21 protein-coding genes are annotated in these 23,459 nt (G+C 66.6%); 6 read left to right on the plus strand and 15 right to left on the minus strand.

Annotated elements, in window-relative coordinates; all coding sequences use genetic code 11:
• Positions 1 to 95: 95 nt before the first annotated feature.
• From ACYQ0R_RS13950 to ACYQ0R_RS13970, 5 genes are all read right to left on the minus strand, one after another.
• Complete coding sequence (locus ACYQ0R_RS13950; protein ID WP_459824901.1) at positions 96 to 1,847, minus strand: ammonium transporter; 1,752 nt, start codon at positions 1,845 to 1,847, stop codon at positions 96 to 98.
• Between the two features lie 512 nt (positions 1,848 to 2,359).
• On the minus strand, positions 2,360 to 3,391 hold the full coding sequence (radA, locus tag ACYQ0R_RS13955; RefSeq protein ID WP_459824903.1) for a DNA repair and recombination protein RadA: 1,032 nt from the start codon (positions 3,389 to 3,391) through the stop codon (positions 2,360 to 2,362).
• A 198-nt stretch (positions 3,392 to 3,589) separates the two neighbouring features.
• Positions 3,590 to 4,090, minus strand: a complete 501-nt coding sequence (gene trpY, locus ACYQ0R_RS13960) for a TrpY family transcription regulator (RefSeq protein ID WP_459824904.1) — start codon at positions 4,088 to 4,090, stop codon at positions 3,590 to 3,592.
• A gap of 202 nt (positions 4,091 to 4,292) precedes the next feature.
• Positions 4,293 to 5,465, minus strand: coding sequence for an aminopeptidase (locus tag ACYQ0R_RS13965; protein WP_459824906.1), 1,173 nt, complete (start codon positions 5,463 to 5,465; stop codon positions 4,293 to 4,295).
• 66 nt (positions 5,466 to 5,531) lie between these two features.
• Complete coding sequence (locus ACYQ0R_RS13970; protein ID WP_459824909.1) at positions 5,532 to 6,737, minus strand: YeeE/YedE family protein; 1,206 nt, start codon at positions 6,735 to 6,737, stop codon at positions 5,532 to 5,534.
• A 154-nt stretch (positions 6,738 to 6,891) separates the two neighbouring features.
• On the opposite strand from ACYQ0R_RS13970, the gene ACYQ0R_RS13975 reads away from it, so the two are divergent.
• Positions 6,892 to 8,037 (plus strand): sulfurtransferase, encoded by a 1,146-nt coding sequence (locus ACYQ0R_RS13975; RefSeq protein WP_459824911.1) that lies wholly within the window; start codon positions 6,892 to 6,894, stop codon positions 8,035 to 8,037.
• Positions 8,034 to 9,035 carry a YncE family protein gene (locus ACYQ0R_RS13980; protein WP_459824914.1) on the plus strand — a complete coding sequence of 334 codons (1,002 nt, stop codon included), beginning with the start codon at positions 8,034 to 8,036 and terminating at the stop codon, positions 9,033 to 9,035. Before ACYQ0R_RS13975 ends, ACYQ0R_RS13980 begins: the two co-directional genes overlap by 4 nt.
• A gap of 85 nt (positions 9,036 to 9,120) precedes the next feature.
• On the opposite strand, the gene ACYQ0R_RS13985 is transcribed toward ACYQ0R_RS13980, so the two are convergent.
• The 6 genes from ACYQ0R_RS13985 to pepF form a co-directional block, all read right to left on the minus strand.
• Complete coding sequence (locus tag ACYQ0R_RS13985; protein WP_459824916.1) at positions 9,121 to 9,489, minus strand: hypothetical protein; 369 nt, start codon at positions 9,487 to 9,489, stop codon at positions 9,121 to 9,123.
• A gap of 73 nt (positions 9,490 to 9,562) precedes the next feature.
• A complete protein-coding gene (locus ACYQ0R_RS13990) occupies positions 9,563 to 11,659 on the minus strand; it encodes a cation:proton antiporter domain-containing protein (protein WP_459824918.1) in 2,097 nt (698 codons plus the stop codon).
• A gap of 63 nt (positions 11,660 to 11,722) precedes the next feature.
• Positions 11,723 to 12,304: a 2Fe-2S iron-sulfur cluster-binding protein gene (locus tag ACYQ0R_RS13995; RefSeq protein WP_459824920.1), complete on the minus strand. Its 582-nt coding sequence runs from the start codon at positions 12,302 to 12,304 to the stop codon at positions 11,723 to 11,725.
• Between the two features lie 117 nt (positions 12,305 to 12,421).
• On the minus strand, positions 12,422 to 13,657 hold the full coding sequence (locus tag ACYQ0R_RS14000; RefSeq protein ID WP_459824923.1) for an MFS transporter: 1,236 nt from the start codon (positions 13,655 to 13,657) through the stop codon (positions 12,422 to 12,424).
• A 93-nt stretch (positions 13,658 to 13,750) separates the two neighbouring features.
• Positions 13,751 to 15,145, minus strand: coding sequence for a signal recognition particle protein Srp54 (locus ACYQ0R_RS14005; RefSeq protein WP_459824926.1), 1,395 nt, complete (start codon positions 15,143 to 15,145; stop codon positions 13,751 to 13,753).
• A 51-nt stretch (positions 15,146 to 15,196) separates the two neighbouring features.
• Positions 15,197 to 16,996, minus strand: coding sequence for an oligoendopeptidase F (gene pepF, locus ACYQ0R_RS14010; RefSeq protein WP_459824929.1), 1,800 nt, complete (start codon positions 16,994 to 16,996; stop codon positions 15,197 to 15,199).
• Between the two features lie 98 nt (positions 16,997 to 17,094).
• Between pepF and ACYQ0R_RS14015 the strand changes: the two genes are divergently transcribed.
• Entirely contained in the window at positions 17,095 to 18,132 is a 1,038-nt protein-coding gene (locus ACYQ0R_RS14015; RefSeq protein ID WP_459824932.1) for an NAD(P)/FAD-dependent oxidoreductase, read from the plus strand.
• Positions 18,133 to 18,168: 36 nt separating this feature from the next.
• Here the strand turns inward: ACYQ0R_RS14015 and ACYQ0R_RS14020 are convergent, their stop codons facing one another.
• Together ACYQ0R_RS14020 and ACYQ0R_RS14025 are read right to left on the minus strand one after the other, a co-directional pair.
• Positions 18,169 to 18,723, minus strand: coding sequence for a GNAT family N-acetyltransferase (locus ACYQ0R_RS14020; RefSeq protein WP_459824934.1), 555 nt, complete (start codon positions 18,721 to 18,723; stop codon positions 18,169 to 18,171).
• Between the two features lie 69 nt (positions 18,724 to 18,792).
• A complete protein-coding gene (locus ACYQ0R_RS14025) occupies positions 18,793 to 19,200 on the minus strand; it encodes a hypothetical protein (protein WP_459824936.1) in 408 nt (135 codons plus the stop codon).
• 160 nt (positions 19,201 to 19,360) lie between these two features.
• Between ACYQ0R_RS14025 and ACYQ0R_RS14030 the strand changes: the two genes are divergently transcribed.
• Both ACYQ0R_RS14030 and ACYQ0R_RS14035 read left to right on the plus strand, forming a co-directional pair.
• Entirely contained in the window at positions 19,361 to 19,645 is a 285-nt protein-coding gene (locus ACYQ0R_RS14030) for an AbrB/MazE/SpoVT family DNA-binding domain-containing protein (RefSeq protein ID WP_459824938.1), read from the plus strand.
• Positions 19,638 to 20,105 (plus strand): hypothetical protein, encoded by a 468-nt coding sequence (locus ACYQ0R_RS14035; protein WP_459824940.1) that lies wholly within the window; start codon positions 19,638 to 19,640, stop codon positions 20,103 to 20,105. Before ACYQ0R_RS14030 ends, ACYQ0R_RS14035 begins: the two co-directional genes overlap by 8 nt.
• A gap of 78 nt (positions 20,106 to 20,183) precedes the next feature.
• On the opposite strand, the gene ACYQ0R_RS14040 is transcribed toward ACYQ0R_RS14035, so the two are convergent.
• Positions 20,184 to 22,172 (minus strand): aconitate hydratase, encoded by a 1,989-nt coding sequence (locus ACYQ0R_RS14040; protein WP_459824942.1) that lies wholly within the window; start codon positions 22,170 to 22,172, stop codon positions 20,184 to 20,186.
• Between the two features lie 210 nt (positions 22,173 to 22,382).
• Between ACYQ0R_RS14040 and ACYQ0R_RS14045 the strand changes: the two genes are divergently transcribed.
• A complete protein-coding gene (locus ACYQ0R_RS14045) occupies positions 22,383 to 22,883 on the plus strand; it encodes a deoxyuridine 5'-triphosphate nucleotidohydrolase (protein ID WP_459824944.1) in 501 nt (166 codons plus the stop codon).
• 282 nt (positions 22,884 to 23,165) lie between these two features.
• Here the strand turns inward: ACYQ0R_RS14045 and ACYQ0R_RS14050 are convergent, their stop codons facing one another.
• Positions 23,166 to 23,420, minus strand: coding sequence for a DUF7967 family protein (locus ACYQ0R_RS14050; protein ID WP_459824946.1), 255 nt, complete (start codon positions 23,418 to 23,420; stop codon positions 23,166 to 23,168).
• Positions 23,421 to 23,459 lie beyond the last annotated feature (39 nt).

Consider the following 23,459-nt stretch of genomic DNA (forward strand, 5'->3'; position numbering starts at 1 on the left):
CATGGAAAGTAGTTACCGGGTCGTTGCGCGCGGTCGCTCACCAGTTCGGTCGATCGCAAAACGGGGGGCGTCGAGTCAGCTGGAGAGCGTCTCGGCTACACCGCTTCCGGCCCCGTCGTGCCGGTCCGGACCTGCAGTGCGTCCTCGACGGGAAGGATGAACACCTTCCCATCGCCGGGTTCGCCGGTTTTTGCGGCCTCGCTTATCGCCTCCGCAACCTCGTCAGCGGGGATCTCGGCGACCACCACTTCGACTTTCACCTTCTGGTGGAGGTCGACCGTGAACTCCTCGCCGCGCCACTGACCCTTCTTTGCGGGCTGGCTGCCGCGACCGGAGACGTTCGTCACGGTTAGCGAGGGAGCGTTGATCTCCGCGAGCGACTGTTTGATCGCCCCGAGCTTGTCGGGACGAACGACCGCCGTGACCATCTTGATCTCCGAGCCGGGCTCCTCGCCGCCGTCCGCACGGGGGGAGTCGGTGGTGTCGACGATCGACGAGCCGCCGTCGGTCGCAACGTTCGGGTTTCCGAACTCGGGGTACGTGTCGACGCCGTGTTCGGCCAGATCGAGCCCGTCGCTTTCGTGTTCGGGCGTGACGCGAGCCTGTCCGACCGCCTTGAAGCCACCCCACACCGCCGCGGTCGCGAGCACGGTCCACACCGTGATCACCGCGACGCCGACGATCTGCGGGACGAACGCGGACGCCTCGATCGAGAGGATGCCGCCGGCGATCACGCCGCCGCCGATGGCGGTGCCCTCGATCGACCACAGCGGGAAGAGGATCAGTCCGAGCATCCCTGCGCTACCGTGAACCGGGAACACTGCACACACGTCGTCGATCTTGAGCCGCTTCTCGACGAAGCGGAAGACGATCGGGAGCTGTGCGCCGGCGATGAGGCCGATCATCAGCGCCCCCGTCGGCGTGATGAGGTTGGTTGGCCCCGTCACACCGACGAGTCCGGCCAGCATGCCGTTGGCGACGTACAGCGTGTCGACCTTCCCGTTTATGTAGATCGAGACGGCGGCCGCGCCGACGGCACCCATACCCATCCCGAGGGCGGTGACCATCGCGACGCTCCCGACGTACGCGAAGTCGGCAAGAGCGATCGAGGTCCCGTCCGCCGCCAGCGGGTTTGCGGCCGTGCCGACGTTGAAGCCGAACCAACCGAAACAGAGGACGAGCGTTCCGAGCACCGCGAACGTCATCGAGTGACCCGGAATGACGTTGGCGGAGCCGTCGTCGTTGTACTTATCCATCCGCGAACCGAGTACCCACGCCGCGGTGAGCCCGGCGACGCCGCCGACGCCGTGGACGACCATCCCGCCGGCGAAGTCGGCGAAGCCGAGGCTCGCGAGGATGGGGGCGTCCGCTCCCGGCGCGTACCACACCATCCCCGCGACGACCGGGTAGATCACCGCGGCCAGCAGGAACGTGTAGCCGACGTACGCGCGGAGCTTGGCGCGTCCGGCGACCGCGCCGGAGACGATCGTTGCGGCCGTCATCGCGAACACCGCGCTGAACAGCCACAGCGTCCAGCCGGTGTCGGCGGACTCGCCGAACATCGTCAGCGCGGAGGTGTCCCCACCTGCAAGTAGCGAGCCGACGTTGTTCGAGATACCCATTCCGATCACGAAGAACACACCGATGCCGACCGCCCACGTCAGCATGTTCTTCGTCAGCTGGTTCGCGACGTTTTTCGAGCGCACCTGCCCGGCCTCAAGCATCGCGAAGCCGGCGTGCATGAAGAAGATGAGGAACGTCACCGTCAACCACCACGTCATGTTCACGCCCGTGACGAGCGCTTCCACGTCGGCCGCGGTCAGTTCGAGAAGCGTCGGCGCTAACATCCGATCACCTCGTGGCCGTTAGCTGTTTCTTCATATTCGTTCATTGATCCGCCTTTCTTGTCCATGATCGTATCGCGAATCACGTCTACCCATCCGGAAACGATAGTATATAAATCGTCGAGTTGAGTTTCACAACATTCGTTTACGATAATACTGCGAACGTCACATATAAGGTGTAATCTAATGTGTTTAAGGGCCTTCCCTCGTGCATCTTCACGCAATTATTGCTGCGTCGCTTGACGAACGTTGTGTCAGATGCCGGTTATTTCTGCCCGGATCGGGGGCTCGCGCCTTTCGCGACGGGTCTCGCGGCCCGTAGCGGCCGCTTTTGGCTGTGATTCGAGATCAAAACCCCAGACAGATCGGCTCTGTACGGCCTACACGGGTGTTTCAGAGCGTCCGAAGCGAATTTTGACGAACGTCCACCGCTTCGCGACCGGCTCGCTCGACGCGCGAGTTCGTGGGCTCCCGGCGTGCAAGGCGCGCGTCTCGCTGTCGCGACTCGAGACGGATTACTCCGGTTTCAGTCCCGCACCCTCGACGCGCATGATCGCCTCGCCGTCGGCGAGGTTCGGGGCGTCGACGAGCTTGACGATCCGCTTGTTCCCCTTCGATTTCCGGAGATAGATTCGGAACGTGGAGGCGTGTCCGAGGATGTTGCCGCCGATCGCCTGTGTCGGATCGCCGAAGTAGGAGTCCGGGTTCGAGGCGACCTGGTTCGTGACGAGAATGGCGGTGTTGAACAGGTCACCGATCCGCATCAGGTCGTGGAGATGTTTGTTGAGCTTCTGCTGTCGCTCGGCCAGTTCGCCACGTCCGACGTACTCCGCGCGGAAGTGCGCGGTCAGTGAGTCCACACAGACGATCCGGATCGGCCACTCGCTTTCCTCGTGTTCGCCCGCGAGCTCCTTCGCCTTCTCGGCAAGCAGGATCTGGTGGTTGGAGTTGAACGCCTTCGCGACGTGGATCTGGTCGAGGAACGCCTCGACGAGCTCTTCCATCGCCGCCTCGTCGCTCGGCGTGCCGTCGATCTCGCGGCGCTCCATCTCCTCGGCGAGGATCTCGTCGTCGAGCCCGCGAACCATGTCGTCGATCCGCTCGGGTCGGAACGTGTCCTCCGAGTCGACGAAGATACAGCCCCCGTCGAGGCCGCCGTTCTCAGTCGAAAGCTGGACGTTGACGGCCATCTGATGGGTGACCTGGGACTTCCCGGAGCCGAACTCGCCGTACACCTCGGTGATCGACTGGGTCTCGATGCCGCCGCCGAGCAGGTCGTCGACCTCCTCGATCTGCCAGGAGAGCTTCCCGATCTCCTTGCGTCGTTCGAGCACGCTCGCGCCCGTCTCGAAGCCGCCGACATCGGCGGCATCACGGGCGGCGTTGATGATGTCCGCGGCGGACGATTCGCCGATGTCCGCGGTGTTCGACAGCTCGCCGGGACTCGCCACGGCGATCGACTGGTAGCTCTCGAAACCGGTGTCAATGAGCTTGTCCGCCGTCGCTGGACCGACGCCAGGGAGATCCTCGAGTTCGTCTTCAGGCATGTACACGTTGCTTGTTCGGCTTCCCGTATAAAGCTACGTTTACACCCTACTGAAAGTAAAAACACGCTCACGCTGACCGTACGCTTCCCTCGGTCGTTATCGCGGAAGAAGCTAGGGAGAACGGGTCGACTCGTGTGACTGGAACTCATCTTCCGCGTGCAGCCGTCAGCCACCGTCGTGCACACGAGTCGCCGGAGTTCAGAACCCGACGCGCCGAACGTACCCGAGGTCGCGGATCGCCACGAGCAGTTCGCCGGGGAGCTCGGCGTCGGTGATCACGTACAGTTTCGGGTCGTCGGTGAACTCGGGGTCGTCGCTCAACACCTGTCGGATCGAGACGTCGTGGTCGGCGAGGATACCGGTCACCTCCGCGACGATCCCCGCCTCGTCGGCGGCGGCGACCTCGATCGTGAGGACGGTCAGATCGAGGACGGGCGCCAGATCCATCAGGCTCGGTATCGACGAGATGTTGGCGAAGATGCGTCTGAGCTCGGGATCTTCGAGGATGGCGTCGGTCGTCGAGTCGACGACGCGTCGGTCGACGTCGAGCTCGCGGGCGATGCCGGTGTACGGGATCTCGATCCCGCCGGAGACGACCCGGCCTTCCTCGTTGACGGAGAACCCACGCTCCAAAAACAGCCGGATCACCGCCTGCTGACTGGGGGACCCCTCGAACTTCTCGAGGATCTCTTCGAACATGCGTTGGTGTGGTCCACGCGTCGTCTTAAAAAGCAGGTCCTCTCCGACGGTGGATTTATATAGTATTGTTCCTTCGCCGGAGAGTGCGGGGCGAGCGCATCCACCGCTGCCTTCTCGCCCCCGGTTTCGCTCGGATAGCGGCGGGGCCGGGCTGCCGGTCCGGCCGGTCAGTGAGGTGGGTGGGCTGTCAGTTCTGCCACCGCTACGCCTCGAACCCGTCCTCCCACCGGAAGCGTCCGTTCCGTTGCACGACCTTCCCGTCGATCTCCAGCCGCGAGTTCCGGCTCACGTCCGTGATCAGGTCGACGTGGACCGCGCTGTCGTTTCCGGGCTCACCCGCGGGTAGGCAGGCGTCGTACGCGCGACCGACCGCCATGTGCACGGTGTCTCCCATCTTTTCGTCGAAGAGGATCGAATCCGTGAACCGGTCGATCCCCCGGTTCATCCCGATCCCCAGTTCGCCGAGCCGTCGCGCGCCGGGGTCGGTGTCGAGGATCGACGCCAGCGCCTCCTCGCCCGCCTTCGCGGCGACATCGACGACCTCGCCGTCCTCGAAGACGAGGTGGACATCTCGCACGCGCGTGGAATCGATCGTCATCGGCACGTCGAAAAACACCTCACCCTCGGTGTCCGCCGGCGCGGTGAACACCTCTCCGGACGGAAGGTTGTGTGAGTCGTACGCCACCGACGCCGCGGAGTTCACCGCGGTTCTGCCCGCGATCGACATCGTCACGTCCGTGTCCGGCGCAGCCTCGCGCTCGGTGACGAGCCGAACCGTCTCGCCCGCGTCCAGTCGCTGCTTCAGCTCGGCCATCTCCTCGGCCAGCGCCTCCCAGTCGCGGAGTATCGCGTCGTACGCGAACGCCCGATACTCCTCGTAAGCCATCCCCGCCTGCTGGGCGAGACTGCGGGTTGGGTGGACGGTCGACACCCAGTCGGTGTCCATGCGTGCTTCGCGAACCTCGGTTCGGGCCGTCGCGTACGCCCGCCGGAGCGGGTCGGGGACGTCCGCCGTCGCCGTCGTGTTGCGGCCGCCGCCGAGCCGAAGGTAGACGTCCGCGGCCTCGAACAGCGCCAGATCGACTGCCGGCTCGTCGCCGAACGGAGCGGTCGCTCCACCGGCATCCTCGTCGTCGCGATCGAACCCGCCGTCCTCGTCAGTGGCAGCTTCGACGCCTTTTAAATACGCCCGTGACACCTCGTCGGAGCCATACAGGGTCGTGACGGTGGCTCCTCGTTCGCCGAGCGCTTCGGCGACCGCAACCGCCAGCTCGTGTGCGTCCTCCGCGACGTCGACGACGACGTCGTCACCGGCCGCAACTCGCGCGCTCCAGTCGACGAGCACCTCGGCGTGCTCGCGTACGCGTTCGTCCATGCGTGGTCGTTTCGTCGGTTGGGGTAAAAAGGCGCGTACGCGGTCGCGATGGACGACGGTCACCGCTCAGATCGCACAGCCGACCTCGCGGTACATGTAGTGGGTCATCAGGTACACGCCGACGAGGATCCCCACCCCCGCGAGAAAGGAGTGGACGGAAAGCAGTGCGATCCCCGAAAAGAGGTTGGCGATGTTGCAGCCGGCGGCGAGCCGCGAGCCGACGCCCATGAGCAGACCGCCGGCGACGTAGTTCGGGAGTCGTTCCCGATTCGGCGTGCGAACGCGGAAGTCGCCGGAGAGGTACGCGGCGACGAACGATCCGACGATGAGCGACGCGATCATCAGCATGTCGACGGTGACGGTGATCTCGCCGTCGAAGAACAGCACGGAGCCCCAGTACTCCACGCCGGCCGCGTCGTAGCCGGTGAGCGCGAGCAGGTAGCCGGCCCAGCGTGCCTCCGCGCCGGTGATCGCCCAGTGGCCGTGGACCCAGAACCAGCCGGCCGCGACTATCGCCATCGCGACGCCGGCGAGGCGGGCGTCCCACGGGTCGCGCAGCCGCTTCGTCAACGGTCGATCGTCGCTTGCGACCCCCCGGGCGACGGCGATGAGTTCGTCGACGACGCCGCGGAGCCCGACTCCGATCGCGTTCACCGGGCGCGCCGCGAGCGCCGTACTCGCTCTGGTGTCGGCGACGGCGCTCGCGCCATCCGAGGGGTCGTCGGGGAGCTTCCCTCGGCCCGTCACGTACGCGTACACGAGGAGGCCGATCGCGACCGCGAGGACGCCGGTGACCGCGGGTGAGAACGGCGCGAGGAGGTACAGTGTCTGCCCCTCGAACGGGTTCAGCGGCGTGAAGTAAAACGACTCGACGGTCGGGAACGCGAACGCGAACAGCACGTAGCCGACGAACATGAACGCGAGCACGATCCAGAACTGGACGTACCCCTGCCCGGCACGGTACAGCGTTCCCGACGCACACCCCCCCGCGAGCGTCATCCCGAGCCCGAAGACGAGGCCGCCGAGGACGGAGCCGACCCCCCACGCCGGGGTCCAGAATCCGCGGAAGTAGCCGAACGTCGCCTGCACGCTCCAGAACACCGTCATCACCGCGACGCCCGCGAGCACGCCTTTGAGCACGCGCGTGTCCTTGAACGCGACGAAATCACGGAACGCGCTCACGAAACAGAACCGCGACTTCTGTAACAACGCACCGAACAGGAGCCCGACGAGCACCGACGTGAGGACGTAGCCGGTCGAGGACAGTGCCATTACGATCACGTCCGGACCGGACCGTAAAGGACCGCCGAAGGAGGTACCGTTTGTATCCGGACCGGGTCAGGGGCAAGTGTTTCCGAAACGCGTGTGCAGGGGCAAAAGACCGGATAAGGACGTGACTTTACCCGACGGGGCGTCTCCCGCATGTATGGAAGACGGCACGGGCCGCAACGAGGGAGACGCCGACGGCGAGACCGGGGCAGCCACCCGCGACCGCGCCGGTGACGGCGACGCGACCCGTCGAGCGCTGCTGAAGGCCGCGGCGGGCGCAGGCGTCGCCGGCACTGTGTCGGTCGCCGGCACTGTGTCGGTCGCCGGGTGTCTGGACGTGACGACGCCGGCGGACGTCGCCGCCGCGAGCGAGGTCCGCGGCAACGTCGGCTACTTCGTCGGCGCGAACTGGCTCGGACGGAACCGCGACGACGTGGTCGTCGTCGACGCGCGGAGCCGGGAGGCGTTCCGCCGCGAGCGGATCTACGGTGCACGACACGTCCCGCTCGACGCGATCACCGCTCGACGCGACGCTGACGACGGGGCGGACGCTGACGACGGACGCGTCCCCGACGTCGAGGCGTTCGCGGCGGCGTTCGGCGACGCCGGCGTACGGCACGACGACGACGTCGTCGTGTACGGGTCGAGCATCGGATCCCGGGTCGCCCGGGTCGCGTTCGCGCTCACGGCTGCGGGTCACGACGGCGGGATCCACGTGCTCAACGGCGGGTTTCCCGCGTGGAACGGCCGCGTCGGGACCGGATCGCGAACGACCCCGGACGCCGTGACGTACGAGGCGGAGCCGGACGACGACCAGTGGGTGACACGCGGGTGGCTCGCCGACCGAGTCGGGACGTTCAACGATGACGGACCCGGGCTCGTCGACGTCCGCGTGACGGAGGCGTACGTCGCCGCGACCGGCTCCGGCGCGATGGATCCGACACACGAGCGGCACGGCCACCTCCCGGGAGCGGTCAACGTCCACTGGATCGGCAACGTCGCCGGGCGACAGCTCCCCGAACCGGGGGAGCTCGTGACGCTGTACGAGAGCCGAGCGGGGCTCGACCGCAACGGGACCGTCGTCGTGTACGGCGACGAGAACGTCGACCCGGCGTCGACGTGGCTCACGCTCCGGGCGATCGGGTTCGACGACGTTCGACTGTACGACGGCGGCTTCGGCGAGTGGGCGAACGTCGAGGGGGACCGCGGCCGCTACCCGGTCGAGACGGGGACGACCGCGGTCGTCGAGACGGACGGAGCCGTCGACGACGGTGGCGGCGGCGACTTCTCCTGTACGGGATGACCGCGAGCGACGACGGGACGGCCGGGCGATCCCCGAACCGGATCGCGGCGGTGCCGTGTCAGGCCGCCGGGCTCCTCGCACTCCTCGACGTGGGAACCGGCGAGCGCCTCGGAACGATCCCGGTCGGCGGCCACCCGGTGCACGCGACCAGCGCCGCCGGGACCACGTTCGTCGCCACGATGGGCGAGCGGGCGGTGACAGCGGTTCGACCGGACGGGGAAGTCGAGCAGGTCGACACCGGCGTGCTCGGTCCCTCGCACTTCGCGGCCGTCCGCGACGAGCTGTTTGTCACGTGTACTGCCGGCGACGTGGTCGCCGTCATCGACCCGGACGAGCCGGCGCTCGTCGACCGGATCGCCGTGGGTGCGGAGCCGCACGAACTCGCGGTCGACCCGGTCCGGGAGACGGTGCTGGTCGGCACGCGGCGGAACGGGACGGTCGACGTGGTCGCACCCCGGGACCGAGCCGTCCTCGCCTCCGTCGACGTCGGTTCCGACGCGCGGGTACAGGGGATCGCGCTCGCTTCCGACGGGGACCGAGGGTACGCGGTCGACCAGTCCGGACCCCGCGTCGTCGCGTTCGACCCGCACGTCGACGGCGACGCATCGCCGAGCGCGGTTGCCGCGGTGGGATCGGACCCGTACGACCTCGTGGCGACCGGCGATCGCGTCCTCGTCCCCGGCCGCGAGGACGGGACGGTACACGAGTTCGACTCGCAGCTCGGGGTCAACGCAGTGCACGACGGGTTCGGTCGACCGGTCGACCTGTTCCGTCTCGACGGCTCCTGGTGGGTGCTCGACGCGAGCGATCCGGCGATCCGCTCGCTCGACGGGCGTGCCGTCGACGCCGGCGATCCGGGGCTCTCTGCGACGCCCGTCGACGGCCGCCTGCTCGTCTCTCACTACGACGACGACCGGGTGTCCCTGGTCGACCTCGAAACCGGACCCGTGTGGACGCAGGCGGTGCCCGCCCGCCCGTTCGGTGCGGTCGTGGTGTGACTCGACGCGTGAAACTCGCCACCCGTGGCGCGACTCGACGTCGACTGGACGCCTAGCTATCGCTCACCGACCCGGCGATCGGCTCTCACCGATCCGGTGATCGGTTCTCGGCGGCATCGTCGCCAGCCGCCCCGGTCGAGTCGCCGTCGTCGGATGCCGTCCGCGCGGCGGACGGGAGTCGCGTCGGGTCCGGGTCGTCGTCGCCGTGTCGGCTGTCGTCGCGCTCGAGAACGTACAGGAGGGGTCCGAGCGCGGCCACCACGAGCACGCCCGGAAGCGGTGCGTCCGGAACGACGAGCGCCGTAAGGAGTCCCGAGCCGGCGGTGAGTCCGACGAAGGCTGCCCACAACGCCGGGGTTCCGGCGTCGACGCCGACGCGGGTCGCGTCGAGATACACGACGGCGACGGCCGCGGCGACCACGATACCCCCGACGAGCGCCGTGAGGACGGACATACCACGGGTTAGCGGAGACCGTGAAAAAACGTGTCGTCGCGGTGCGTCGAGGAGCCACCGGGGACGCCGCGGTTTACTCGATCGTGAGGAACTTCGCGGCGTAGCCCGGCTTCCCTTGCCGCGGCGTCACGACGATGAACGACTGCGGCGACAGTTCGTCGAGTCGCTGCGGAAGCGTCGACAGCTCTCGATCCCACCCGACGCTTCCCTGTCGCGGTGAGATCGGCATCACGAGATCGTGCTCGGTCGTCCGGTCGCGAAGCGTCGATTCCAGCGCCGACCAGCTCCGAACGCTCTCGAACCCCCCGTCGATATCCGGCTCCACCATCCCGAACAGGCGCTCGTACTGCCGCGGGTTGCCGTCGACGACGAGCACGTGCAGCTCCGCGCCGAGGCGCTCCGCCAGCCGCTTCACGACGTGCACCGACTCGTAAAACCCCTCGTGATGGTCGACGCCCGGGGGCGTCACCACGAAGATCCGCTCGGTCGTGTTTATGGGCTGGCCGAGCCGCGCGACGAGCACGGGCGCGGTCGTCCGACCGAGCACCTGGTCGATGATGCTGCCGAACACGCGGTTGCTCAGCGAGCGCTGGGCGTCCCACCCCATCACCACCATCTCCGCTCGCGTCTCGGTGCTCGCCCGGACGACGCCGGACGCGATGCTGTGGTTCACGCGGGTTTCCGTCCGCACCGGAACCTCCGCCGCGTCGGCGATCTCCGAGGCGCGTTCCAGCCCCGTCTCGGCCTCGCCGACGGCGTCCTCGTCGTCGCCCGATCCGCTCGGCTGGACGACGGTGAGCAGATGGACGGGACTCTCCGGACGGTCGTCTTTGAGCGCGAACGCGAGCTCCAGCAGGTGTCGCTGGCGGTCAGCGTCCGTCGACAGCGGTAACAGGATCCGCGGGTCGACGGCACCGGTCTCGCCGGGCTCGACCTCGTCGTCCAGCGCTAGCCGAGTGCCGTATCGCTCCGTGAGCCACGGACTCAGGACGGCCGCAACGAGCATCATCACGACCACCGCGTTGAGCACGTCCGCGCCGAACAGCCCCGCGTCGTAACCGACGAGCGTGATCGCCAGCGCGGCCGCAGCCTGTCCGACCGACAGCCCGACGACCACGCCGAGCTCGTTGCGGTCGTACCCCTGTATCGCGGAGACGATCCCCGCTGCCCCAGTTTTCGTGACGACCATCGTCCCGATGATCACGCCAGCGACGAACAGGGTCCGCGGCCCGTCGAGGATGACGCCAGGGTCGACGAGCATGCCGACGTACAGGAGGAAGAAGGGGACGAACAGCGCGTTGCCGACGAACTCGATCCGGTTCATCAGCGTCCCGCCACGGGAGACGAGCCGGTTCAACGCGATCCCGGCGACGAACGCCCCGAGGATGTCGGAGAGTCCCAGCACCTCCGCGAAGCTCGCCGCTCCGAAGATGGCGGCCGCGACGAGGAGGAACTCGAAGTAGCTCTCCTGGCTCGTGTTTCGGAAGAACCAGCGCGCGACGGGCGGGAGCAGAAACCAGACGCTCGCGAACAGCACGGCGATCGACGCGAACACCTGGCCGAAAAGCAGCAGCGTCAGCTCTCCGTCCGCCTGTCCGAGCACGATCGCGAGGACGACGAGCGCGAGCGTGTCCGTAAAGAGGATCCCGCCGAACACGGCGGTGACAGCCCGGTTTTTCGTCACGTCGAGCCGGTTGGCGACGGGGTATGCGAGGAGGGTGTGTGAGGAGAACACCGCCGCGAGCAGGAACGACGCCCACGGGTCGAGTTCGAGGACGTAGATCCCGACCGTGGAGCCGATTGTGAACGGAACGAAGAAGCTCGTCAACCCGAAAAGCGCCGCGTTCTCTGGTGCAGCGAGGAACCCACGGAGGTCGAGCTCCAGCCCCACAGTGAACAGCAGATACACGAGCCCGACGTTGCCGAGTAAGACGATCGCGTCCGTCTCCGCGAGGACGCCCGCCCCGTTCGGTCCGAGCACCGCCCCGACGAGCACGATCCCGACGATACCGGGAAGCCCCGCACGCTCTATGAGCATCGGTGCGAGGAGAAACGTCGTCAACGCGATAGCGAAGATTATCACCGGTTCCTCGATCGGCACGGCGGGAACGCCGGACGACTGTGAGACGGTGAAGATCAACTCGTCAGCGTGTGGTACGAGTGCATACATTGGGTCAAGCGAGACGGGAGGTGCCGGGAGCGCGTCCGAGCGGTTATAAAAGAGCGCGTGAGGTCAGGGTGCTTCGCCGGTCTCGATGCTGAACGAGTCGCGCGGGTACGCCACGCAGGTGAGCGTGTAGCCGTCCTCGAGTTCGGCCTCCTCTAACATCTGCTGGTTGTCGTGTTCGATGTACTCCTCGGAGGGGCCGTCCGTGATGTGGCCGGCACAGGAGACACACTGTCCCTGTCGGCAGGCGTACGGCAGGTCCCAGCCCTTCTCCTCGCCCTGGTCGAGGATCGTCTCGTTGTTCGCGAGCTCGATCGTCTCCCCTTCCTTGAGGAACTCGACCTCGTAGTACTCGATCTCGTCGTCCGGGATGTCGCCGGGACCGGCGGATGCGCCGCCGCCCTCCTCGAGTTCACCCTCGTCGTCGTCGCCGCCGGCGGGAATCGCGCCGGCACCGCCGCCACCGCCGCCGATGGCGCGGTTTCCGGGCTCCGGGAACTCGGTTTCCGGCACTGCGGCCGCACGCTTTTCCATGATCTCGTCCGAGATGTCGGCCCTGGGCTCCCACCCAGTCCCCCTCAGGGAGCTGACGAGGACGACGGTCAGCGTCGCGATCGCCGCGAGCGCGATCGCCAGTGGGTCGTACATACGAGCGCTTACGGAGAGGTTACATAAGGCGGTTTTGATCGGTCAGAAAGAGGTCTTCCCGTCGGACGCCCGTACCTCCCGGCCCTGATCCCGGATTCGCTCACGGCCCGGATTCGCTCACGGCTCCGTCAGCCACAGTACCGCCGCGCCTATCGCCGCGACCGACATCGACACCGCGAGCAGCCCGAACGAGACGCCGAGATCCGAGACGTCGGCGATCACTCCGACGATGCCCGGCGCGAGTGCACCCGCGCCCATCAGTAGGGTCCGAACGACGCCGAGCCCACCCCCGGCGAGCCGCTCGGGGAGCAGCTCAAGCAGGTACGCGCCCCGAACCGGCTGAAACCCGTGTCCGCCGACGCCGGCCGCCGCGATCAGCGCGGCGAGGACGACCGGGCTCGCTCCCGGCGTGAACACGAGCCCGAAAAGCGCGACCCCGGCGAGTCCGAGCGTCGCGACCATCACCGGGAACCGACCGAGACGGTCCGAGAGGTCGCCCGTGACGAGCTGGACGAACGTCACCCAGAAGAACAGCGAGTACAGCAGGCTCGCCGTCGTCGTCGCGACCCCCGACACGCGGGAGAGATACAGCGGAAGGAACGCGACCAGCCCGTTGTGGGCAAAGGAGAATCCGACGGTGACCAGGACGAACGCCGTGAACCGTCGGTCGCCGAACAGCGCGATGTACTCGCGCGTGCGCGGGGCGTCCGATTCAGCCCCGACGCGGTCCCCATCGTCGTCCGTGCCGGAGAGCCGCCCGCGGAGTCGGAGCCAGAACGCGGCCGCGAGCACGAGCGCGGCAACTCCCGTCAGCAGAAACACCCCGCGCCAGTCCGCGCCGGGCAGTCGGTCGAGCAGCCACGCAAGCGCGGGCGGCGCGGACAGAAAGACGACGACCGCCGTCGGGGCGGCCACCCCGCCGAACGCGCCCAGCGTGTCGTGTGCGCCGAGCGCCCGTCCCGTCCGGGCGGGATACACGCGGGCTATCAGTCGAACCGCCACGGTCTTGTGCAGCCCCGTTCCGGCACCGATGACGAGCATCGCCGCGACGAGCACGACGAACGGTGAGTCGACGACGAGCGCGAGCGCACCCACGCCGGCGATCGTCGCACCCGCGACGACGACCCGGACCGCGCCGACCCGGTCGGCGACCACTCCGCTGGGAAACTGCATCAGCGCGTACACGACCATGAACCCGGTGAACGCGCCACCGATCACCGCGTTGCTGACGCCGTACGCGGCCTGCAGCGGCTCGAACAGCGGCGGGAACGCGTATCGGACGAACTTCCCGAGAAACCAGATGAGAGAGACGAGAACGAGAACGTCGTAGTCGGCGAGCCGCCGGAGGTTCATCGGCGGGTGTTGACCGTTCGGAGTGTTAAAAGAGTGGAAATCGGCAGCGCGGCACCAACTAGCGCAGTGCTCGCGGGGACGAAGCGGCCCGGCTTATCCGAACGGACCTTTGCCGCCGCCCATCATGTCGCCGAGGCCGCCGCCACCGCCACCCATCTTCTTCATCATCCGCTGCATGTCGCCGTCGCCCATACCCTGGAACTGGTTGATGGTCTGCTCCATCATCCCGTGCTGTTCGAGCAGCTGTCGGACCGTCTCGACGTCCGTACCGGAGCCGCGGGCGATCCGCTCGGTTCTGGACTGGCCGACGATCTTCGGATTCTCCAGCTCCTCCTCGGTCATCGAGTCCATGATGCGCTCGAACTTGCGCATCCGGTCTTGGGTGACGTCCATCGCGTCGTCGGGGAGCTGGTCCATCATCCCACCACCCATCCCGGGGATCATATCCATCACCTGGTCGAGCGGCCCCATGCGGTTCATCGCGTCCATCTGCTTTTTCATGTCCTTCAGGGTGAACTCGCCCTGCAGGAGCTGCTCGGGATCCCAGTCTTCGTCCTCCGCCTGGGTTTCCGCCATCGCCCGCTCGACGCGCTCGGAGAGCTGCTTGAGATCGCCCATCCCGAGCAGCCGGGAGATGAATCCGGACGGCTCGAACCGCTCGATATCCTGCACCGTCTCGCCGGTGCCGAGGAACGCGATCGAGGAGTCGGTCTCGTTGACGGCGGTGAGCGCCCCGCCGCCTTTCGCCGTCCCGTCGAGCTTGGTGATGACGACGCCCTCGATGCCGATCGACTCCTCGAACTGCTGTGCCTGATCTTTCGCGCCCTGGCCGATCGCGGCGTCGAGCACGAGCAGCGAGCGGTCGGGGTCGACCGCGCGCTCGATCTCCTCGATCTCCGCGATGAGATCGTCTTCGAGCGCGTGTCGGCCGGCGGTGTCGACGATGTGCACGTCGGCATCGGCGGTCGCTTCCATCCCCTCGCGGGCGATCGTGACGGGGTCGTCACCATCCGGGTCCCCGTAGAAGTCGACCTCCGCGCGCTCGCACATCTGTTTCGCCTGATCGTACGCGCCGGGCCGGAACGTGTCAGTCTGGATGACCGCGGGACGAAGCCCCTTCTTCGAGAACCACCACGCCATCTTCGCGGCGGAGGTGGTTTTCCCCGACCCCTGCAGGCCGGCCAGCAGGATCGTCTGTGACTCCAGTGGTAGCTCCGTGGAGTCGCCGACGAGCGCAACCATCTCCTCGTACACGATCTTGAGGACGTGGTCGCGTGCCGTGGTGCCGCCGGGCGGCTCCTCCTCGACCGCCCGCGTTTTGATCGAGTCGGACAGATCCATGACGAGGGAGACGTCGACGTCGGCGGAGAGCAGCGACCGCTGGATCTCCTTGACGATCTCCTCGACGTCGTCCTCGTCGAGCCGGGCTTTCCCCTGGAGCTTGTCGAGCGTGCCCCGCAGGGAGCTACCGAGGTCGTCGAGTACCATTTGCGGGTCCATAAGCGGTCCACGCGGTAAAGGCTTCCTTCGTGGGTGGCGTCACTCCAGACCGAGCAGCGCCGCCACCTCGTCGAGATACTCGTCGTAGATCCCGACGGCGGCCTCGATCGGCTCGGGAGTGGCCATGTCGATGCCGGCGAGTTCGACGACGTTCAGCGGGTAGTCGGAGCCGCCCGCCCGGAGCATCTCTCGGTAGTCGGCCGCGGCGGGCTCGCCCTCCTCGAGCACGCGTTCGACGATCGCCGCCGCCGCGGAGATGCCGGTCGCGTACTGGTACACGTAGAAGTTGTAGTAGAAATGTGGAATCCGCTCCCACTCGCGTTCGATCCCGCCGGTGAGCTCGGCGGGCTCGTAGTACGACCCTTTCAGTTCCGCGTACATATCGTCGAACGCGTCGGGCGTGAGCGCGCCTCCCTCCTCGACGTGCTCGTGAATCCGCTGCTCGAAGGTGGCGAACATCGTCTGACGGAACAGCGTCGACCGGAAGCGCTCGAGATACTCGTCGAGCACGTGCGTGCGAAGCTCGTCGTCCTCGACGGTCTCGAGCAGGTGGTGGGTGAGGAGCGTCTCGTTCACCGTCGAGGCGATCTCGGCGACGAAGATGTCGTAGCTCGCGTCGTGCCACGGCTGGGCGTCGCCAGCGAGCTCCGAGTGCATCGAGTGGCCGAGCTCGTGGGCCAGCGTGTACATCGAGGCGACGTCGTCCTGGTAGTTCATCATGATGAACGGCTGGGTGTCGTAGGTGCCCGAGGAGAACGCGCCGGAGCGTTTCCCGCGGTTCTCGTACACGTCGACCCAGCGACTGTCGAGCCCCTCGGCCATCCGATCCTGATACGTCTCCCCGAGCGGTGCGACCGCCTCGATCGTCCACTCGACCGCCTGGTCGTACGCGACATCCGGTCCCTGGTCGCCGGTCAGCGACATGTACAGGTCGTGGCTCTCGAGCTGCTCGACGCCGAGCGCTGCCTGCTTGAGTCGGGCATGCCGGTGGAGCACGTCGAGATTCTCATCGACCGCGTCGACGAGCGTGTCGTACACCGCTACGGGAACGTTCGAGCCGTCAAGTGCGGCCTCGCGCGCGGAGTCGTAGTTCCGGATGCCGGCGCTCGCGACGTGCTTGCGGACCGCCTTCTCGAGGGACGTCCCGACCGTGTTTCGCACGGACGCCCACTCCTCGTAGAACCGCTCGTGGACTCGCCGCCGGAACTCGCGGTCCGGATTCGTCTGGAGCTTGGTGAAGTTCGCCTGTGTGATCTCCACTTCCTCGCCGTCAGGGTCCTCGACGACGCCGTAGGTGAGGTCGGCGTTCGTCAGCATCGAGTAGATGTCGTCGGGTGCGGAGGTCACCTCCGACAGCTCCGCGAGCACCTCCTCGACCTCCGCCGAGCGCGTGTGCGGTTTCATCCGTAACGCGTCGTCGAAGTAGTGCTCGTACGTCGCGAGTTCGGGCTCCTCCTCGACGAACGCCTCGATATCTGCCTCCGAAAGCGACTGCAGCTCGGGTTCGAGATACGAGATCGCGCTCGACGCTTCCGACTGCAACGAGGATGCCTTGGCGGACATCGCTTGATACTCCTGATTTCGGGTGTCCTCCGCGCTGCGAAGCTGCGCGTACACGACGATCTCGCTCAGCTCCCGGAACACCTCCTCGCGAAGCTCGAGGAGCTCCAGCAGCGTCTCCGGTCCCTCGGTGATGCGGCCCTCGTACGCGCGCAGTTCCTCGATCCGTTCGGTGGCGGCCTCGTACGCCGCCGCCCACGCCTCGTCGCTCTCGAACACGCTCTCTAACTCCCACTTGTACGCCTCGTCGATCGCGGACCGCTCGGGAACCGAACTCATACGCGTCCGTAGGCCCCCGCGGCACAAAGCGTTTCGACACCGCGCGCATGCGACTCGTTCGGCTCTCCGGTTAAGTGGATCCGTCCCCAACGGATCGCATGACAGAAATCGGGGTCGTCGGTGCCGGAGCGGCGGCCGCGGCGGCGACGTTCGTGGTCGACCGCACCGTGCCCGACGCCGACGTGACGGTCCTCGAGAAATCCGGCGGCGTCTGTGGCCGTGCGGCGACCCGCAGACACGACGAGCTGACGTACGACTACGGCGCGAACTACCTCAAATCCGACGACGAGCGAGTCGTCGAGCTGGTCACGGACACCCTCGACGCCGACGGAATGGTCGACGTCACAGAGCCGGTGTACACGTTCGACGCGTCCGGCGAGGTGTCGCCCGGACGCGACGCGGACGACCACAAGTGGAGCTACCGCGGCGGTCTCACCCAGATCGCCAAGCGACTGTTCGGACGAACCGACGCGACCGTCCATCGCCGAACGCGGGTCGAGCGCCTCGCGCGGACCGACGACGGATGGACCGTCACAGATACCGACGGCGAGACGTGGGGGGCGTTCGACGCGGTGCTTTTGAACCCGCCGGCCCCGCAGACCGCCGAGCTGCTCGCGAGCGCGGCGTGGGACTCTCCGGTTCGGGAGACGCTCCGGGCGGCCGCCGCCGACGTGGCGTATCGGAGCGTCTGGACCGCCGTTCTCCGCTACCCGTTCACGCTCGACGTGCCGTACTACGGGCTCGTGAACACGGACAAAGAGCACGCGGTCGGCTGGATCTCCCGCGAGGAGTGCAAGCCCGGGCACGTTCCGGACGGCGAGTCGCTGCTCGTCGTGCAGGCCAACCACGAGTGGTCCGTCGATCAGTACGAGGCGGATCCCGGGGGCAACGTGTCGGAGCTGGCGGCGCACGCGGCCGACATCATCGGCGACGACCGTCTCACGGAGCCACAGTGGACCGACCACCAGGGCTGGCGGTACGCGCTCCCCGAGGTCGGCGTCGACCGCGGTCCGGTCGATTCGGCTCGCGCTGCGGGGGTGTACGTCCTCGGCGACTGGGTCGCGGGCGAGGGACGACTCCACGCGGCGCTCGCGAACGGTCTCGACGTCGGTGAACGCGTCGCGTACGGCGTCTGAGACGGAGAGTTCCGTCGCCTACGACGTTGCCCTCGCTCACCTGCCAGCGCTCCACTCCGCAAGGTCGACGACGAGCACGAGTGCGTCCTCTCCGTCCCGGTAGTAGCGAGGAACTCGTCGGATCGGCTCGAACCCCTCCGTGGCGTACAACGACCGCGCGACCTCGTTGCTCTCGCGCACCTCGAGTTTAACTACCGCCACTCCCATCCCGTGGAGCCGAGCGAGCGTCGTCCGTAACAGCATCCGTCCGATTCCCCGACCGCGTGCGTCGGGATGGACGGCGAGATCCTTCAGATGGCCGATGTCCCGGCCGACGTTCGGCGTCGCGTCCGCGATCGCGAAGCCGACCACCTCGCGCTCGCCGTCCACGATCCCCTCGCGGTCTGTTCCACCGAACTCGTCGCGGTCTGTTCCACCGAACTCGTCGCGGTCGATCCCGCCACGCTCGGCGACGAGAAAGCCGGGCTCCCCGAGAAATCGCTGGAAGGCGTCGTACGTCCACGGGTCGTCGAAGCACGCCCGCTCGATCCGCAGCACCGATATCAGGTCCGCGTGTTCGGCCTGCCGGACCGATATCTCGACGGGGGTCACGGGGACGTTTCGAGGTCCGTGCCGATAAGCGCGACGGGGACGGTCCGTCGCTCCTCGCCGGGTCGACGGTCACACCAGACCGACCAACAGCTGGAGCACGACGATCGCGGCCGACACCGCGACTCCGGCGACGACGCCGAGCCAGAGCCCGACGCCGACGGCGGAGTGGTCCGCCGCGAACGACCCCAGCCGGTCGCCGACCCCGTCCGGTTCGGCGGTGTAGCCGAGCGTCGCCTCCGCACAGTACGCACACAGCACGTGCGTCTCCCGGGGGCGCTCGTGAGTCGCGCGACAGAACGGGAGCCCGTCGCAGGTGTACGTCTCCGACCCGACGGCGACCGGAACCGCGTCGTCGGGCATCACCTCCGAACCGCAGTTGGCGCAGGCGACGACGTCGTACTCGACTTCGCCGTGTGGCGTGTGCGCTGACCGGGTGCGTGTCGACCCGGTGTGTTGTGAACCGTCCGATCGGGACATGTGGAGATCCGAGATTGGGACGCAGCAGCCAAAAGACTGCCGTCGATCGTGGGTGACCCCGCCGTGTCGGCGGTCACTGCCGGGTTGATACGCCGCGTCGACGGTCCTTATCAGCATCACGATCCGAACGATTATACTTATTCCCACTTTAGGTGGGAACATGCCCAAGGTGGATTCGAAGGGACGGATCGTTCTCCCACAGGAACTGCGAGAGCGTCTTAATATCACACCGGGTACGGAAGTTGAAGTCCGCGAGGAAGACGGCAAAGCGGTTGTAAAGCCTGAGAACAGCCCAGACGAAGTTCTCGAACGGATGGAACAACTCGTCGCGGAAGCAGCTTCGAACCGAGGTGAGATGACGCCGCTCTCTGAAGCTGCCGATCCAGTCGCTCGAAAGCACCGAGACGCCGTTCGACGAGGGGCAGAGAACGACAGTGATGACTGACACAGGCGGGCCGTATCTGTTCGATGTTGGAGTAATTGCCCTTGCCCACTCGACGGCTCCGGTCCGTGATGCCGCACTCTCACACGTTCGGGAGGCCGTTGCTGGTACCATCGATGCCGTTGTTCCGTACCCAGCGCTGTTCGGAGCCCACACCGTCCTCACGACGTACTACGGGCATTCAAACGAAGACGCGTCGCGCCTGCTCCAGAACTTCATGGACGCCAACCGGATCCATTGGTACGACAAGATGCTCCACGATACAGTTCGAGAGGGGTTTTCACAGGCAGGCGAGGCAAACGTTGATGCATGGGACGGGTATTACGCTCAGGTTGCGATTGACCAAGGAGTCAATACGGTGTTGACGATCGACGATGATTTCGAACGGTTCGATGCGTTCACGACCCAAGTGATCCTTTCATCCGACGAGTTTGCCGAACTGAATAGATTTCTTGAGAGCTGAGACGCCGCGTCGGCGTCGAACGCGCCAGCCGGCGCTGTCGCTCGCGAAGCGGTGAAAAAAGTGTCTCTCGGCCGGATCTCAGTCGTCGGCGGGTGCCGCGCCGGAGCCGCTCTGGTGCTGCTGTTTGACCCACGAGAGCTTGCCGCCGGACGCGAGGATCTCGCGTTCGCGCTCAGAGGCGTCGAGGTCGGCGGTGAACTCCCACTCGCCGTCGTTGACGCTGACCGTGAACTCCTCTTGGCCGTCGCGGACGCCCGCTGGCACGTCGTCGACGATCTGTACGTCGTCGCCCTCGTCGAGCTTCTCGTACGTCTCGCCATCGATCGCCAGCGGCACGATGCCGAAGTTGTACAGGTTCGCCTTGTGGATCCGGGCGAAGCTCTGCGCGAAGACGGCCTCGATGCCGAGGTACATCGGACACAGCGCCGCGTGCTCGCGCGAGGAGCCCTGGCCGTAGTTCTCGCCCGCGACGAGCACGCCACCGTCGGCGTCGAGGGCACGCTGTGCGAACGTGTCGTCGACGCGCGAGAGCGTGAACTCCGAGAGCTTCTCGATGTTCGAGCGGAACTTCAGGATATCCGCCGTCGCCGGGATGATGTGGTCGGTGGTGATGTTGTCCTCCATCTTGAGGAGCGCCTCACCGCCGATGTCGGCGTCGATCCCGTCTTTGATCGGCACGTCGCCGATGTTTGGACCCTTGATGAGCTCGTCGTCGATCGCCTCCTCGGGGCTGATGATGTCGGTGTCCTCCCGCCCCATCCCCGCGGTGTACTTGTCGCCCATCTCGAGGCCGGGCGCCTCGAGGTCGCCGAGCTCGTCGGCCAGGTCACGTGGGTCGACGATCTCGCCGGCGATCGCCGCCGCCGTGGCGACCTCGGGCGAGCAGAGGTACACCGAGTCGTCCTCGATGCCCGAGCGTCCCTCGAAGTTACGGTTGAACGTACGCAGCGAGACGGAGTCGGACGCGGGAACGTGGCCGATGCCGATACAGGCACCACACGTCGCCTCCGAGAAGTTGACGCCGGCCGCCATCATTTCTGCGGTCCACCCCTCGCGGGCGAGCATCTCCGAGGCCTGCTTCGAGCCCGGTGCGACGATCATCTCGGTGTGTTTCGCGACCTCACGGCCCTCGAGCATCTTCGCCGCCGGAAGCACGTCCTCGTAGGCCCCGTTCGTACAGGAGCCGACGATCACCTGCTCGACCTCCGTGCCGGCCGCCTCTCGGACGGGCATCACGTTGTCGGGCATCGACGGCGCGGCGATGAGCGGCTCGAGCTCCGAGAGGTCGACCTCGATCGTCTCGGCGTACTCGGCGCCCTCGTCGGGTGTGAGCTCGACGAACTCATCCTCGCGGTCCTGCTTGGCGAGCCACTCCTTCGTCTTCTCGTCGGTGCCGAAGATCGAGGAGGTTGCGCCGAGCTCCGTGCCGAGGTTCGTGATCGTCGTGCGCTCGGGGATCGACAGCGCCTCCGCGCCGGGGCCGGTGTACTCGAATATCTTGCCGACGCCGCCTTTGACGGTCAGCTCGCCGAGGAGGTGTAACGCGACGTCCTTGGCGGTCGCCCACTCGGGCAGTTCGCCCTCGAGGTGGACGTTGACGACCTCGGGCATCTCGACGTAGTAGGGACCGCCGCCCATCGCGACGGCGATGTCGAGTCCGCCGGCACCGATCGCGAGCTGGCCGAGCCCGCCGGGGGTCGGCGTGTGCGAGTCGGAGCCGAGCAGCGTCTTGCCGGGCGCGGCGAAGTTCTCCTTGTGAACCTGGTGACAGATCCCGTTGCCGGGACGGGAGAAGTACGCGCCGTACGTGCCGGACGCCGAGCGCAGGAATCGGTGGTCGTCCGTGTTCTTAAAGTCGAACTGATACGTCTGGTGGTCACAGTACTGCGCGGCCAGCTCCGTCTGCACCTCGTCCATCTCCAGCGCCTCGAACTGGAGCCACACCATCGTCCCAGTCGTGTCCTGGGTGAGTACCTGGTCGATATCGATGCCGATCTCCTCTCCGGGGGTGAGCTCGCCCTCGACGAGATGATCCTCAAGAATCTGCTCCGTTATCGTCTGTCCCATAACGTCCAAAACTGGCTCCGCCTCGGATATAAATCCCGCGTGTTTTCTCCTAGATCGACCGTGTGAGTTCTCCCGGAAACGAGCAGATTTCAGGGGATAACGTCCGTGTTCTCATCACCCACGGCGTTTTCTCTCATACCGTGTATTTAAGGACAGTTATACCATTCTCGCCGACGATACGGTTTTGTGGCGACCGGCGCACCCACGGGTATGTACGAATCCGGAACCTACGTGGCGGCCGTGCTGGAGGCGGCGGGTGCCGACCTCGACGACGATCAGCGACAACCCAACGGGGTCGACCTCACCGTCGACGCGGTGTTCGAACCGACGGAGGCGGGACGCATCGATCGGGATGGGAAGCGCGTCGCCGAACGCACGGAACTGGCTCCGGGTGACGAGGAAGCCGAGCAGACGAACGCCTCGGACGTCTACCGGCTCGACCCGGGTGCGTACGTCGTCCGGTACGGTGAACCCGTGCGGATCCCGGACGAGCACGTCGGCTTCGTCTATCCCCGCTCGACGCTCCTCCGCAACGCCGCCATGCTCAACACCGCCGTCTGGGACGCTGGCTACGAGGGCGTCGGTGAGGGGCTCTTACAGGTCGGCCATCCGATCGATATCGAACCGGGCGCGCGGATCGCCCAGCTCGTGCTCGCGCGTGCGAGCCACGAGGACACGTACGACGGTACGTACCAGTCGGAGAATCTCTAGACGCGTCGTGACCGCAGTCTCGGGAGGTGGCGGCGCTGCCGCTGCGTACGTAACATCGAAAGGAACGAACGGCGCGCCGTGCCGCGAAAAGATGGCACGGCGCGGCGTTCGATAGGTCCCCGCTGACGCTTCGGCCCTCCAAGCGAAGCGTCACCCGGCCATTGCGGCGGCGAGAACTTAAGCATACCGGGGGCGGCAGAGATGTCATATTGACAACTCGGATATCAGTCGAATAGGCTCCGTAGTCCCCCGATCTCCGGCGAACGTGTTCGTGTATTTATATCACACCGTCTCGTCGGGGTCGTACTTCTCGGCCATTCGCGACGCCTCCTCGGCGAATCGCTCGACGTTCTCCGGCTCCGTCTCGCCGAGCGCCTCGTTGCCGACATCGCGAGCGGCGGTGATACCGCCTCCCGTGAACAGTCGCTGTTCGGCGATCTCCTTGGTGTGTACGCGCGTCCCGTCCGTCGTCGCGTACGTCAGACGCACGAGCCCCTTCGAGTCGAACTCCCGATCGACGAGCCAGACTTCGGTCATTACACGGCACTCCGCACCTCTCGCTGGTAAAAGGGCCGA

The organism is Halorubrum luteum (genome assembly GCF_054652935.1).

Excerpts from the sequence above, each read along its gene's own strand:
- ACYQ0R_RS13950 (WP_459824901.1), bottom strand. The coding sequence starts at position 1,847 with ATGTTAGCGCCGACGCTTCTCGAACTGACCGCGGCCGACGTGGAAGCG.
- radA (WP_459824903.1), bottom strand. The coding sequence starts at position 3,391 with ATGCCTGAAGACGAACTCGAGGATCTCCCTGGCGTCGGTCCAGCGACG.
- trpY (WP_459824904.1), bottom strand. The coding sequence starts at position 4,090 with ATGTTCGAAGAGATCCTCGAGAAGTTCGAGGGGTCCCCCAGTCAGCAG.
- ACYQ0R_RS13965 (WP_459824906.1), bottom strand. The coding sequence starts at position 5,465 with ATGGACGAACGCGTACGCGAGCACGCCGAGGTGCTCGTCGACTGGAGC.
- ACYQ0R_RS13970 (WP_459824909.1), bottom strand. The coding sequence starts at position 6,737 with ATGGCACTGTCCTCGACCGGCTACGTCCTCACGTCGGTGCTCGTCGGG.
- ACYQ0R_RS13975 (WP_459824911.1), top strand. The coding sequence starts at position 6,892 with ATGGAAGACGGCACGGGCCGCAACGAGGGAGACGCCGACGGCGAGACC.
- ACYQ0R_RS13980 (WP_459824914.1), top strand. The coding sequence starts at position 8,034 with ATGACCGCGAGCGACGACGGGACGGCCGGGCGATCCCCGAACCGGATC.
- ACYQ0R_RS13985 (WP_459824916.1), bottom strand. The coding sequence starts at position 9,489 with ATGTCCGTCCTCACGGCGCTCGTCGGGGGTATCGTGGTCGCCGCGGCC.
- ACYQ0R_RS13990 (WP_459824918.1), bottom strand. The coding sequence starts at position 11,659 with ATGTATGCACTCGTACCACACGCTGACGAGTTGATCTTCACCGTCTCA.
- ACYQ0R_RS13995 (WP_459824920.1), bottom strand. The coding sequence starts at position 12,304 with ATGTACGACCCACTGGCGATCGCGCTCGCGGCGATCGCGACGCTGACC.
- ACYQ0R_RS14000 (WP_459824923.1), bottom strand. The coding sequence starts at position 13,657 with ATGAACCTCCGGCGGCTCGCCGACTACGACGTTCTCGTTCTCGTCTCT.
- ACYQ0R_RS14005 (WP_459824926.1), bottom strand. The coding sequence starts at position 15,145 with ATGGTACTCGACGACCTCGGTAGCTCCCTGCGGGGCACGCTCGACAAG.
- pepF (WP_459824929.1), bottom strand. The coding sequence starts at position 16,996 with ATGAGTTCGGTTCCCGAGCGGTCCGCGATCGACGAGGCGTACAAGTGG.
- ACYQ0R_RS14015 (WP_459824932.1), top strand. The coding sequence starts at position 17,095 with ATGACAGAAATCGGGGTCGTCGGTGCCGGAGCGGCGGCCGCGGCGGCG.
- ACYQ0R_RS14025 (WP_459824936.1), bottom strand. The coding sequence starts at position 19,200 with ATGTCCCGATCGGACGGTTCACAACACACCGGGTCGACACGCACCCGG.
- ACYQ0R_RS14030 (WP_459824938.1), top strand. The coding sequence starts at position 19,361 with ATGCCCAAGGTGGATTCGAAGGGACGGATCGTTCTCCCACAGGAACTG.
- ACYQ0R_RS14035 (WP_459824940.1), top strand. The coding sequence starts at position 19,638 with ATGACTGACACAGGCGGGCCGTATCTGTTCGATGTTGGAGTAATTGCC.
- ACYQ0R_RS14040 (WP_459824942.1), bottom strand. The coding sequence starts at position 22,172 with ATGGGACAGACGATAACGGAGCAGATTCTTGAGGATCATCTCGTCGAG.
- ACYQ0R_RS14045 (WP_459824944.1), top strand. The coding sequence starts at position 22,383 with ATGTACGAATCCGGAACCTACGTGGCGGCCGTGCTGGAGGCGGCGGGT.
- ACYQ0R_RS14050 (WP_459824946.1), bottom strand. The coding sequence starts at position 23,420 with ATGACCGAAGTCTGGCTCGTCGATCGGGAGTTCGACTCGAAGGGGCTC.